The following is a 12713-nucleotide window of genomic DNA, read 5'->3' on the forward strand; positions in this document are numbered from 1 at the left end:
AGGCGTTCGTGGCCGGTTCGATTGGCCCGCTGGGGGTCCGGTTGGAGCCTCTGGGCAAGGTTGGCCTGGATGAGGCGCGGGACGCGTTCGCCGAGCAGATTCGAGCGATGGCCGAAGGTGGGCCGGGAGTGGGCGTCGACCTGTTGATGATCGAGACGATGACCTCGTTGTCGGAGACGAAACAGGCGATTCGAGCGGCACGCAGTGAAGCCCCGTGGCTTCCTGTTGTGGTGATGGTGACTGTCGACGAGGATGGCAACTGTCTCGATGGCGCCTCCGCCGAAGCCGCCGCCAGGAAGCTGACGGAGTGGGGCGCAAACGCGATCGGCTGCAATTGCAGCGCCGGACCGGCGACGGTGCTGAGCGTGATCGAGCGGATGCGCAAGGTAAGTTCGTTGCCGTTGGCGGCGATGCCGAATGCCGGGATCCCGCGAGCGGTGGAAGGAAGGACGCTCTATCTGACGTCGCCAGAATATATGGCGAGTTTTACCCGCAAGCTGGTGAAGGCGGGCGCGACTTTTGTAGGCGGCTGTTGCGGTACGACTCCGAGCTACACGCGGGCGATGAAGAGCGCGCTGCGTGCTCTGGGAGCGATGGAAACGGGCGCGCAGGTGATGGAGAGCGGTGAGGGTGGCGTAACCGCCGTTGTGAAGAACAAGGTGGAACCTCCGCTGTTGGCGCACCGGTCGAAGGTAGGTTCGATGGTGGCCGCGGGCGAGTTCGTCACCATGGTCGAGATTGTGCCGCCCAAGGGAATCGATTGCAGCAAGGAGCTGAACGGCGCTGCCGAGTTGCACAAGCTGGGAGTGGACGCGATCAATGTGCCGGATTCGCCGCGAGCCAGCGCAAGGATGAGCGCACAGAGCCTGTGCGTGCAGATTCAGCAGAACGTCGGCATCGAGACCATTCTGCACTACACCTGCCGCGACCGAAACGTGCTGAGCATTCAGAGCGACCTGCTCGGCGCATCTTCGATCGGGCTGAAAAACGTTCTTTGCCTGACCGGCGATCCGCCGAAGCTGGGGAACTATCCCGACGCGACGGCGGTCTTCGACGTGGACGCGATTGGGTTGGTGAACATCGTTCGCAATCTGAATTGCGGTCTCGACATCGGCAAAAATTCGATTGGCGAGTCGACTGGATTTACTGTTGCGGTCGCGGCGAATCCCGGCGTGCCCGACATCGAGCAGGAGGTTCGCCGGTTTGCCTATAAGGTGGAGGCGGGCGCGGAGTATGCGATTACGCAGCCGGTCTTCGACCTGCGCTTGCTGGAGGCTTTCCTGAAGCGGATTGAGGCGTTTCGCATTCCGGTGATCGCCGGAATTTGGCCGCTGACCAACCTGCGCAATGCAGAGTTCATGAAAAACGATCTGCGCGTGAGCATGCCTGAAGAGATCATGGCGCGGATGGCTGCTGCCACTTCACCCGAGGCGGCACGCGCCGAGGGTGTGAAGATTGCCCAGGAGATGCTGGCGGAGGCGCGCCCCATGGTGCAGGGAGTGCAGGTAAGCGCACCGTTCGGCAAGTACGCCGCTGCGGCGCAGGTGCTGGGCTTGGTGGAAGCGGGGGTAGCCTGATGGCTGACTTTGAGCAGAAGCTGGCGGCGCTTGAAGCGGTGGTCGAGAAGCTCGAGCGCGGTGACTTGCCACTTGATGAGTCGGTGCGGCTGTTTGAAGAGGGAGTCAAGCTATCGGATGCCTGCAAAAAAGAACTGGAGGCGGCTGAAGGAAGAATTCAGGTGCTGGTCGAGCGAGGAAGCCGCATGGTCGTGGCTGATCTCGACGTTGAGATAGAAGAGGACGACGATTAACGCTAGTGCGCTGTCGTCTGTAATGCGCTATCGGCGGAAGAAAGCCTGACCTCGCGCATGCCGCGCAGAGAGCTACATAAATAGATGACATCCGCTGATTGGAGATCTTCGAGCGTCACTGTTCCTTCTTTTGCCGTGGCGTCGGTTTCGAGAATGTGGCGGCGGAAGACTCCGGGGAGAACCCCGGCACTGAGCGCAGGAGTGAGTAAGGTGCCTGCTTTGCGGATAAAAATATTGCTAATGGCCCCTTCGGTGACTTCGCCTCTCTCGTTGATAAAAATAACCTCGTCAATGCCATCGTCGCGGCATCCCGCATATTGCGATTCATATAACTCGCGATGCGTCGTCTTATGCCTCAGGAAGACATTTGTCGACGACGTGCGTTCTGACGAGAGTCGAATGTCACCCGTCTGCGAAGCGACGTTCGCAGTATGCTTCGCGTGGCTTATGGTCAGTTCTCCGGATTCGGCGAGCAGCGAGCGCACACGATAGAGCTCTCCGGGCTCGAACAGAGACGACTCCGCGATCAATTGCGCCTTGATGGCAAGCCGGTCGAACGCAAACCCGAAGTATGCGGCGGAAGACTCCATGCGATCGAGGTGCATGGAGAGGAGGCGGAACTCTCCGTTCCAGAGCATCGTCTCAATCAGCTGGAAGTCGCGCCGCGGACGGACAAGGAACTCCGCCTTCAGCAGGCATTCGCGGTACTCGTCCTGCGGGTCGGAGTCGGCAACAATCCCGCCTCCTACTCCCATCTGCGCTGTGCCTTTATGTAGATCGAGCGTGCGGATAGCCACATTAAAAGCAGCATCTCCGTTGGGAGCCATGTAGCCGATGGAGCCGGTGTAGATTCCACGCGGCGTCTCTTCCATCTCGTGAATGATCTCCATCGTACGAATCTTGGGAGCGCCGGTGATGGAGCCGCTGGGGAACACTCCTTTGAAGATGTCGTAGTAGTTAAGCCCGTGGCGAAGCCTGCCCGAGACCGTTGAGGTCATCTGTAACAGTGTCCGATACGTTTCAACGGAGAAGATATCCTCTACCCGCACGCTGCCCATCTCGCAGATGCGGCCAATATCGTTACGCAGCAGGTCGACGATCATCACGTGCTCGCAGCGATTTTTTTCGTCGTTCTCCAGGCGAATGGCGGCTTCCGCATCTTCTGCGGCATCAAGGCCGCGCGGCATGGTGCCCTTCATCGGACGGGTGGTGATCTTTCCGTCTTCGATCTTGAAAAAGAGTTCCGGGGAGAGCGAGAGAATTTGATGTCTCGCGACATTCAAGAACGCGCTATAGGCCACAGGCTGCTGCTGCAGCAGCGTCGCGAATGCAGTATCAGCGCCAAGTTCAGAGCGGACACTTACTTTGTCGGTGAAGTTGACCTGATAGGTCTCCCCGGCGGCGATGTATTCCTTGATGCGTTTGATCTTTGCTGTGTAGTCTTCTTTCGAGATCGCCAGCGCAATGCTGTCAGCAAAGGTGGCAGGAGCTTCTTTTACTGACTCACCGACCAAAAGAAGAGGTTCGCCATCGAAGATGCCGGTTTCGTGGTCAAAGATCAGAGGCTTGGGATAAATTCCAAACCAGGCCAGCGGGAGACTCTGCTCCGTAAGAACGATGTCCTTGAATCGCTCGAAGTGGTATCCACACTCGTAGCTGAGAAAGCCAGCCGCATAGTATCCGTCGGCGAGCGCCTGCTCGATGCGCTGGAAGATGCCGGGAACTTCGTCAAGGGTGCGAGCCGCTATTGTTTGAAGAGCATCGAGGAAGAGAAGGCTTCGTTTATTCGACGGATCGAAGCGCGCAGTCTGGAGCAGCACAGAGTTTGGATTGCGGGCAACCAGGGTGTGCAGCTGCTGCGGAAGCTGGTGCCATCGGGTCAAGCTGTCTCCATTGATGCGGCGCGGGGGATTCGACCATCGTATGCTGCTGCGAGCCTTTCATCATTTTAAGTCAGGAATGACCTTTACGGATTCTGCGCGAGGACGACTATCTCGCCGCAGTGACTGTGGCCACTGCAAATGGTGCAAGCGTCATCGTTTGACCGCTCCAGGACTTGGCTGTGCTGCGGGTGCCGTCGGTCGATAGGTCCACAGTGGTCACCTGTCCCTTGGCAAACTCCTCAGGCAGCGTGACGGTGATATCCCGATTGCGTTTATTGATCAGCAGCAGCCGCTCCGAGGTCGCATCACGAAATGCCTGCGCGTCAAGTTCAGCGCTTGGGAACGTCGTCTCAGCCATAGCATCGCCGACATGCACGCTCTCGTGGATCAGTCGTAGCACCTCGAGCCGCGCATTCGGCTTTCCGGTTGTCCAGTCCACCAGCGACACGCTGGGATACTGCGTCGGGTAGCCTACCAGTTGCGACTCTCCCACAACGTCGATGCCCATCTTCGCCGATTCCACAAACAGGTACGCGTAGAGCGCGCCCGAGACATGCCAGTAGAGGGGCGGAATCGACGGCTTGGCGTTGGCATCGCCATCGGTGGGGAGGATCGATCCTATCTCGTCCATGTCCGTTCGCGTCTCCGGAGAGAGCCGCTTGCGAATCGACTCAATAAACCGGGTCGCCACGATGAAGCGCTCCGCCTGGTCGAAGAAACTGTACTGCCAGTCATTCACAGTCTGCTCTCTCGTCGGCGTTGCGTAGAAGTGATAGCTGATCATGTCGAGCGGTATGCCCGGCTTGTGGTTGGCGTGGTTCAAAAAGTATTCGAACATGGCTGGATTGCGCTCGGGAAACGCCAGCGCCAAGCCGACGAACTTCATCTGCGGGTCCACCGCATGAAGCGCGCCTACGATGGCGTCGTAGTTTTTTGTGTACTCCTCCGGAGTCTGCTCGTGCTCGCTGTCAACTTCGTTGAAGACCTCCCAATAGGGAAGATTGAAGTGATGGCCGGACTCGTGCCTCATACCCAGTTCATCGGTAAAGCCGCCCTTGGTGTACCACTCGATCAGGCGCGTGTAGTAGTCCGCCAGTTCCTTGCGAGATGGGTCGCGGAGCTGCGTGCCTTGCGTGTAATCCCATACGACCTGGTTCGGATCTTTGGGTAGAACGGCCTGCTTCTTCGACTCCCACATCCACGCCGGACTGGTGCTGAAATTGAGAATCGTCGAGTGACCCTCAGTCGCTTTCAGAAAGTCAATTGTCATCGGATCGATCAGCGAAAAATCCCACGATGTCTTTTCCTTCGTTGGTGGCTCCAACTCTGCCACGGCGAGCCGGGGGTAGGGAAGCCACGGGACGTAGCGCACATAGTCGGCGCCCAGCCCTTTCAACGTCGCAAATGCCTCGTCATGAATCGAGGAGCCGCGCCGCAGCGGTGGGTTCACCACCACCTGCAGCGTCGGTGTAGTCCGCAGTGTCTGGGCCACGTTCTTCCAATCCACGGAGACCTTCACGGCAGCAGTCGGCTGCGCTGCGGCTGCTACCGCGCCCATGGATATCACCGTCGCACAACTCAGCCATGCCGCTGCTCGGTTCATGCTTCCTCGTTTGGTAAGCCTGTGGTGAATATCTACTTGCTGCCAAGCTTGTAGTGGCCAGCCGAATCGAGCGTAACGATCATGCGCGCTCCGCCCTCTGCGGCAACAGCTTTTTGTTCCTTCCCATTCACCAGCACCTGAGATTTGGCAGACGTCACGGGCACGGCTACCTTCGCTACGACGCCTTCAGGCACATCAACCGTCACGGACGTTTTGGATGCGTCACGGCGGACGTCAACCTTCAACAAGCCCTGCGGTGTCGGCTCTGCGCCCTTTGCCCAGCTGAGATCGGCAAGGTCTGGGCGAATGTTTACGGTGCTGAAGCCCGGGCCGGTCGGCTGAATGCCAAGCACCTGCTCCATCAGCCACGCCGTCGGTCCGCTCGACCATCCATGCGCAAGGCTCACAAAATAGCCCGAGCCATCGTCTGCCTGCAGCGCGGCGTGAAAGTTCCCCTTGTACCAGCTAGGGTCGTAGCCCTCCCAGAAGCTGGTTGCGCCCTCATCGATCATGCCGCCCCAGTACTGACGAATCCATGCCAGCGCATCCTTGCGATGGTTCATCTCCGCCATCGCGCGAATGACGTAGTAGTTGTAATACGGCGTGATGATGAGAGCGTTGTACTTTACATGACCGACGTTCGAGAGCACGTGATTCCAGATCGCACCGTACTGCTGTGGCCCCGCTGCGCCGCTGATCACCGCAGCCGCGTTCGTCTGCCATCGCAGGCCATAGGTTCCTGTTGCGGGATCGAGAAGATACTTTTGTGTGCCTGCCTCGATTGCGGCGGCACGGGCCTGGTATTTGTCCGCATTCGCGTTATCGCCAAGCTGGCGGAGCAGCCACACTGCTTCGCGATAGGCACGAATGAACTCAAGGGTAGTTGCGCGGCGCGTCTCCGGCGTATCGCCGTTCAGGTCGGGCGACCAGTCCACGTAGAGCCACTGCTTCCGTGTGTTTGCAAAGACTCCGCGTGCGTCGAATTCGCCGTCGACGTAGTTGAGCAACTGCACCAGCCGCGCGTGTTCGCTCTCAAGAAATTCTTTTGAGCCAGTGTGCCTGTAGTAGTCGGCGACCTCGGTAAACCAAAATGAGCTGTAGCCGGGAATACCGTTGACGTGACTTTCAATAGGCGCTGGCCCCATCAGGCGGTTCAGCGTGTCCTCCATCAGAGGCTTGTCGCCAAAGACATCTTCGATCACGCGTCCGCTTACATCGGTGTCGCCCATCCAGCGCGCACGGTCACGCTTGGACGCGTCCCAGATGTCGTCCTGCATGCACAGGTGCGCGGTGTAGGCTCCGGTCTCCCATATCCGGTTGAGCATCGGATCGGACGACTCAAACGAGCCTGCATACTTCACCGGGTAGTAGATGTCGTCAACATGGATCGCCTTGAAGCGAAGATTTGGGCCGCCGCCGACGAACCGCAGCTTCACGTAGCGGAACGCGGACTTGGGGCCATACGCTGTGCCGTGCGCGGGAATGGTGAGCTGGTCAACCCCGAGGTAAGGCTCATGCAGCGCCTCCGCCTCCGACTCGCCCATCTGCAGCGTCACGGTCGCGGGGGAATCGCTGTTGGAGACGATCTCGACGCGGCCGACAAGTTCCTTTCCGAAGTCGAGAAACAGGCTGGGTGCCTCTGTATCCGTCAGCACGCTCGCGGGCAGCTTTACCTCTACCTCGTCTGCGCCGGAGTCTGCCGAAGTGATCGCGTCAAGATGGGTAAATTGTCCTTGTCCGGGATACTGAGCGATGATCTTCTGCGCCGGAATCTTGAGGTGCGCGAGAAAGTTGGAGATGCCGTCGTAGCCCGGCCAGTTGTAGAGCCCTGCATCGGAGTTGCGCTGGAAGAACTCGATCGAGCTTTCGATGCCGCCGAAGCTATGCGCAGGCTGCCAGTCTGCATCTTTGAAGCTGGCTTTCTGCCAGTCCGAAGCAGCCTCGGTGGAAGCCTTCCAACTGCCATCGCTCATCATGAGTGGGGCCGCGTTGGCTTCGTTCACCCACGGCGTGAGCGGCAGCAGCTTCACGACGAGCGCCTGGCCCGCTCCGCTCACTCCGTTTCCACGCGTGGCCTCGACGGCGATGGTGTTCTGTCCCGAGCGCAGAAGTTTCTCTACCGGCATCGCGAAGACGTGCATGCTCAGTGGTGAGGACGAATCGCTCTCCGCGTGCCCCGCCATCTTCCCGTTGAGCCATACCTTTACGCTGCCCGGACCTGCGAGATAGAGCGTGGCTTCAGCTGGCACCGTTGCGACGGAAAATTCGTGACGGAAAAAGTAAGGCTTGGCCGCGTGCTCTTTTTTGTCATGCCGAGCGTTGTCGTTCGGAGTAGCGCCAGCCGTCCAGATGTACTCCTCCGGCAGCGGCTTGTGCAGGCTCGATTCCAACACCGGATCGGCGATGCCCCGCGTCGGGTCTAGTTGCCCATTCTGTGTGAACCCTGTCCGTGGAAGACTCTGCGCCAGCGCGCCCATGCCAAACATCGACGCTGCCAGAACAGCACAAGCGAACCGTACACCCGTCTTATTTTTCACCCAACCGTCCAATCACTTCAGTATGGAAACAGTTTCCCGTTATACCGTGATGGGGTACAGTTGGCAATGCTGAAAGAGGCCTGACCACTCGTGTAGATGCTCACGCAGGTGTCTTCGTCCACGGCGTCGAACAGACGCTTCGAGTGTGATTTCCTTTACCAGTCGCGGCCGATATGAGGTATTCGTGCGCAGTCTCCCTCAGTGAGGTAGCAGCGCAGCAGGCCGCACACGACCGCCATTCCTACGCCGATAATCATGAACCATATACCTGAACTGGTCATGATCTTTCCCCTGAAGTAAGGAAGGAGAAAGACAACAACTCCCGCATACATCAGGATCGTTAGCACGGTGCGCCATGTTTTCCTCGTCATCCCTCAACCTCCTTCGGCAGCATGTCTTTCATTGCTTCTTTACCAGGTGGCACTCGGCCTTTGGATGCCCATCGACGCCATCGGCATAGAGAGTTACGCCGCGCGCGCCGGCGTCCCACCAGATATATCGTCCGGCGGCATAGCGCGCGCCCGAGCCGGAGATTACATTCGCAAAAACCAGCGCCTGTCCATGGACAGGAAGCACGGCGAGATGGTTCTCCCCGGCATTCAGATACTCGACGGTGAAAGGTCCTGCGGGCAACCCCAGAGCGACGCCATCGGCACCGCACTCAAAGCTGGCATGAATCCTCGTGACCGCAACGCCGGGCAGGCGCACGGAAAGGTCTTCCGCAAAGGCGGACGCGCCTGTCCCTGCCATCAGCACCACTCCGGCAATCGCAGCCATGTATCGCATGTGCAATCTCCTGCGCGCACCATGCTATGCCGAAATCATCCGCCTTGCCACAAATAACAGCGGTCCGGCACCAGCGTCGACCCTCCACCGGGATCCGTCGACGCTCTTAGCTTAGACGGACCGCGACTCGCTTTGTCCCCTAAGCGCAACGGCACGCTCGAAAGGTGTCTTCCCCCCTGTCCGGGAATCCGGCCAGGCAAAATCGGGTTGAGGCTCCAACTCGAATCACCGACTACGCTATGCTGGTTGCAATCGTTTAAGAGGCGTAAACCCAGTCGCTGCCGCACGAAGGAGATGTATCTTGTCGAACAAGACCTCGAACCACCTCTATCTCATCCCTATCATGTCCGCCGCGCTCGACGTTCTCGAGTATCTCCAGCGTGAGAACTGCTCGCTGCCGCTGGAGCAGATCTACCGCGAGACCGGTCACTCCAAGACCAGCGTCTACCGCATCCTCAAGACCTTCGTCCATCGCGGCTACGTGTCGCAGTCGCCCGACGGCCTCTACCGCAGCGCCAGCCGCCCGCGCAAGATGCGCTTCGGCTTCGCCGGACAGAGCGGCGACCAGCCCTTCTCGCAGGCTGTCACCGAGAGCCTGCGTTCCGCCGCCGCTACCTCCGGCGTCGATCTGCTCGTCCTCGACAACCGTTACGACGCCTCTACCGCCCTTGCCAACGCTGAGGAGTTTATCCGCGAGCGCGTCGAGCTGGTCATTGAGTTCCAGGTCGAAGACCACGCCGCGCCCATCATCGCCGCCCGCCTCGCCGCTGCGGGCATCCCCTTGATGGCCATCGACATCCCCCACCCCAACGCCACTTACTTCGGCGTCGATAACTACCGCATCGGCTTCCAGGGCGGCGAAATCCTCGCCAACTACGCCATCGACCGTTGGGACAAACAGGTGGACTGGGTACTCGGCCTCGATATCGAAGAGGCGGGCACGCTCGTTCAGAGCCGCACCACCGGCGCGTTCGAAGCCGTCCGCACGCTGCTTCCGTCACTCCCCATCGAGTCCCTCGTCCGCATGGACGGCCGTGGCCTCCGCGACGAGAGCCATCGTCTGGTTAGCGACTTTCTGCATCGCCATCCGCACGATAAACATATCCTGATCGCCGCCGCCAACGATTCCAGTGCTCTTGGCGCGCTCGAAGCGATCCGCGAACTCAACCGTCAGCACGACACCGTCATCATCGGCCACGACGGCATCCCCGAGATGCTCGCCGAGCTCGAAGACCCCACCAGCCCGGTACTGGCCTCCATCTCGCCCGACGTCCAGCAGTATGGCCCCGGCCTCATCCACCTCGGCGTGCTGCTCGTCACCGGCAACACGGTGCCCCCCTACAACTACATCGACCACAAGATCTTCAGCCGCGCCACCGTCTTAGCTTCTGCCGAAGCCGTATCAAGATAGAACGGCAAGCATGAAGAACACTCGCCGTCAGTTTCTCCGCCACTCCGCCATCGCCGCCACTGCGGTTGCTGCTCCTCGTCTCTCATTTGCCTCGACGGATGAAGTGGCGCCCTTCCGCACGCCGTACAAATATCCAGGCCTCATTCTCAAAGCCACAGGCAAAAAGGGTAATTTCGACGAGCACAGTGTAGACGACCCCATCGTCTTCCGCGCCAACGGCGCCTTCTACATGCTTTACATCGGATTTGACGGCATCGGCTACCAGACCGGACTGGCCACATCGACCGATCTTCTCCATTGGGAGCGCGTCGCTCTGGTGGCCCCGCGCGATCCGTCGTCGAAGTTCACCAAGTACAACATTGCCCTCAGCTCCATTCTTCGCAACAAACAGCTTCGCTCCAACGGTGAGGCCATTAAGATCAACGGACGATATCTCGGTGCATGGAACGCCTATCCCAGCGCGGGCTACGAAGAGGGAGCGGCAGTGCTCGGTCTCGCATGGTCCGACGATCTCCTGCACTGGCAGCTCACCGATCCCATCCTTTATCCCCAGGATGGAGCGCCATGGGAACACGGCGGCCTCTATCGTCCCGATCTTATGCTCGATCGCGGAACCTATTACCTCTACTACAACGCCAAGACCGACACGCTGCCTGAATCCGTCGGCGGAGGCTGGCACGAGCAGACCGGAGTAGCGACCTCAACCGATCTCAAAACATGGAAGCGCTATCCGGGAAATCCTGTGCTTCGCAACGGCTCACGAGGCAGCGCAACGTATCCGGCTACGAATCCTATCCACGCCACGCAGCCTCCTACACCGGACGCGCGCGATAGCCGCTTTGCTTCGAACCCCTTCGTCGTGCAACATGGCTGCGACTTCGCCATGTTCTATTTCGGCTTCAACTACGAGCGTCCCGGCCGTGCCTGCGAACTGCTCGCTCTCAGCGTCGATCCTTACACCTTCGTCAAGGTGCCGGAGGTGCTCATCGACACAGGCGCACCTGGCAGCATCGACGAGACCTTCGCCCACAAGCCATCGGTCATCACTCACGAGGGCGTGCTTTATCACTTCTACTGCGCAGTCTCCGGCAAGTACCCGAACGAGACCCGAGGCATCGCCGTAGCTCGCTCGAAGCCCTGGTAGCTATTACTTCACCGTAAAGTGATAGCTGCCCGACGCCACACGATAAACCACGGCGCCATCTCCTCGACGCACCAGCGAAGCTCCAGCCGCCTTCTCCGCATGCGTCGCGCCTTCCATTACTGCAGCTCCATCCGCAGCTGGAATCCAGACCGTTCCGATCTCGCCCGTCGGAATAGTCAGGTCCATCGCGAGCGCACCGCCCTCTCTCTTCCAGTCGCTCTCAATCTTTCCGAGCTTCGAGTCGTACGAGCAGTGCACCCACGCCATCGACGACCGCGGGACGAATCGTGATTCGCTCATCCTTCGCAGGCCGCGAGAGATCGAAATCAATTCTGCCCAGCCCGCGATAGAACCACTCCTCCGCGCCGCCCAGCATGAAGTGGTCCTGCGAGCTATGCGGATTGGCGTCCCACGCCTCGGTCAGCGCGGTCGCTCCCGCCTCAAGCTGCGAGCCATAGCTCGGCGGATCTCCTTCAGATATTTCGCGTTACAAACTTACCCTGCACTCAATGATTGCGTCTCAGTAAATTCTTCCCCCCATGAAATTTCGGCTTTGGGGCAGACAGCCTCCCCACTATCCTTGACACACCTAAAAGGCGCATACTACGTCAAATGAAGTGTTGAGTTGCGTCTCCCTGCAGGGAGGCAGCTCATCAGGAGACCCCCATGCGACCCGTCATGCAACTTGCCCTGGCCGCCCTTCTCGTCGTCGCCCCAGCGGCCTTTGCCCAGATTCAAACCCAGACGCCGTCGCCGTCGTCGAAGGTGCCGACCGAGTCACCCATCCCCGGCAAGCCTACTGCGACCGTCGAAGAGAGCAAAGCTGCCGCCGCCAAGGCCGCCGCCAAGACCGACTCCCTGCCATCGCCCGGCGAAGACCTCGATCCCCACATCAAGAAGGGCAGCGAAGACGATATCAGTGCCGTAGGCGACCGCAACATTGGCGGCCGCGGCATGGGTAACTGGTACTCCACCGACTGGGAGATCCGCAACGGCAAGCAGTACTCCATGGAGATCGAGAAGTCGGCCCACATGGTCACCGATCCCGTCATCAACGAGTACGTCAACCGCATCGGCCAGAACATCGTCAAGAACTCGGACTGTAAGGTCCCCTTCACCATCAAGGTCATCGACTCCGACGAGATCAACGCCATGGCGCTTCCTGGCGGCTTCTTCTACGTCAACAGCGGCCTCATCCTCGCCGCCGACGAAGAGGCCGAACTGGCCGGTGTGATGGCACACGAGACGGCCCACGTCTGCGCCCACCACGCTGCCCGTGAGATGACCCGCATGAACTACATGCAGATCGGCTCTGTGCCGCTCATGATCATCAGCGAAGGTTCCTGGACCGGATACGGAATCTATGAGGCGTCGCAGCTTGCCATCCCTGTTACCTTCCTGCAGTTTTCGCGCAATTTCGAGGCAGAGGCCGACTGGCTCGGCCTTGAGTACATGTACAAGGCTGGTTACGATCCTCAAGCCTTCATCCAGTTCTTTGAAAAGCTCGATGCACTCGAGAAGCACAAGCCCGGCACGCTG

12 protein-coding genes are annotated in these 12713 nt (G+C 59.5%); 5 read left to right on the forward strand and 7 right to left on the reverse strand.

Features of this window, described 5'->3' with window-relative positions; all coding sequences use genetic code 11:
- Nucleotides 1–1577: bifunctional homocysteine S-methyltransferase/methylenetetrahydrofolate reductase (locus VMU57_RS12890; RefSeq protein WP_325384012.1), on the forward strand; the 1577-nt coding region annotated here is incomplete at its 5' end.
- The gene (xseB, locus tag VMU57_RS12895; protein ID WP_325384014.1) at nt 1577–1810 is read left to right on the forward strand and encodes an exodeoxyribonuclease VII small subunit; all 234 of its coding nucleotides are present in this window, start codon (nt 1577–1579) and stop codon (nt 1808–1810) included. The genes VMU57_RS12890 and xseB, both read left to right, overlap by 1 nt.
- A 2-nt stretch (nt 1811–1812) precedes the next feature.
- On the opposite strand, the gene pabB is transcribed toward xseB, so the two are convergent.
- From pabB to VMU57_RS12920, 5 genes are all read right to left on the reverse strand, one after another.
- Nucleotides 1813–3693: an aminodeoxychorismate synthase component I gene (pabB, locus tag VMU57_RS12900; RefSeq protein WP_325384016.1), complete on the reverse strand. Its 1881-nt coding sequence runs from the start codon at nt 3691–3693 to the stop codon at nt 1813–1815.
- A gap of 106 nt (nt 3694–3799) precedes the next feature.
- Nucleotides 3800–5296, reverse strand: a complete 1497-nt coding sequence (locus VMU57_RS12905; protein ID WP_325384018.1) for a glycosyl hydrolase family 39 — start codon at nt 5294–5296, stop codon at nt 3800–3802.
- A 32-nt stretch (nt 5297–5328) separates the two neighbouring features.
- Nucleotides 5329–7833: an alpha-L-rhamnosidase C-terminal domain-containing protein gene (locus VMU57_RS12910; RefSeq protein ID WP_325384020.1), complete on the reverse strand. Its 2505-nt coding sequence runs from the start codon at nt 7831–7833 to the stop codon at nt 5329–5331.
- Nucleotides 7834–7988: 155 nt separating this feature from the next.
- Nucleotides 7989–8204 (reverse strand): hypothetical protein, encoded by a 216-nt coding sequence (locus tag VMU57_RS12915; protein WP_325384022.1) that lies wholly within the window; start codon nt 8202–8204, stop codon nt 7989–7991.
- Nucleotides 8205–8232: 28 nt separating this feature from the next.
- Nucleotides 8233–8619: an MliC family protein gene (locus VMU57_RS12920; RefSeq protein ID WP_325384024.1), complete on the reverse strand. Its 387-nt coding sequence runs from the start codon at nt 8617–8619 to the stop codon at nt 8233–8235.
- Nucleotides 8620–8920: 301 nt separating this feature from the next.
- Between VMU57_RS12920 and VMU57_RS12925 the strand changes: the two genes are divergently transcribed.
- Nucleotides 8921–10030, forward strand: a complete 1110-nt coding sequence (locus tag VMU57_RS12925) for a substrate-binding domain-containing protein (protein WP_325384026.1) — start codon at nt 8921–8923, stop codon at nt 10028–10030.
- A gap of 10 nt (nt 10031–10040) precedes the next feature.
- Complete coding sequence (locus VMU57_RS12930) at nt 10041–11174, forward strand: hypothetical protein (protein ID WP_325384028.1); 1134 nt, start codon at nt 10041–10043, stop codon at nt 11172–11174.
- A 3-nt stretch (nt 11175–11177) separates the two neighbouring features.
- Here VMU57_RS12930 and VMU57_RS12935 read toward each other — a convergent pair whose 3' ends face one another.
- On the reverse strand, nt 11178–11474 hold the full coding sequence (locus tag VMU57_RS12935) for an alpha-L-rhamnosidase C-terminal domain-containing protein (RefSeq protein ID WP_325384030.1): 297 nt from the start codon (nt 11472–11474) through the stop codon (nt 11178–11180).
- The gene (locus VMU57_RS23090; protein WP_414648648.1) at nt 11395–11655 is read right to left on the reverse strand and encodes a hypothetical protein; all 261 of its coding nucleotides are present in this window, start codon (nt 11653–11655) and stop codon (nt 11395–11397) included. Before VMU57_RS23090 ends, VMU57_RS12935 begins: the two co-directional genes overlap by 80 nt.
- Nucleotides 11656–11840: 185 nt before the next feature.
- On the opposite strand from VMU57_RS23090, the gene VMU57_RS12940 reads away from it, so the two are divergent.
- Nucleotides 11841–12713, forward strand: an 873-nt coding sequence (locus VMU57_RS12940; RefSeq protein ID WP_325384032.1) for a M48 family metalloprotease, incomplete at its 3' end; no start/stop codon positions are given.

This window comes from Edaphobacter sp. (assembly GCF_035532915.1).
Lineage (GTDB): Bacteria > Acidobacteriota > Terriglobia > Terriglobales > Acidobacteriaceae > Edaphobacter.

Coding starts and splice junctions, on each gene's coding strand:
- xseB (WP_325384014.1), top strand. CDS start 1,577: ATGGCTGACTTTGAGCAGAAGCTGGCGGCGCTTGAAGCGGTGGTCGAG.
- VMU57_RS12905 (WP_325384018.1), bottom strand. CDS start 5,296: ATGAACCGAGCAGCGGCATGGCTGAGTTGTGCGACGGTGATATCCATG.
- VMU57_RS12915 (WP_325384022.1), bottom strand. CDS start 8,204: ATGACGAGGAAAACATGGCGCACCGTGCTAACGATCCTGATGTATGCG.
- VMU57_RS12920 (WP_325384024.1), bottom strand. CDS start 8,619: ATGCGATACATGGCTGCGATTGCCGGAGTGGTGCTGATGGCAGGGACA.
- VMU57_RS12930 (WP_325384028.1), top strand. CDS start 10,041: ATGAAGAACACTCGCCGTCAGTTTCTCCGCCACTCCGCCATCGCCGCC.
- VMU57_RS12935 (WP_325384030.1), bottom strand. CDS start 11,474: ATGAGCGAATCACGATTCGTCCCGCGGTCGTCGATGGCGTGGGTGCAC.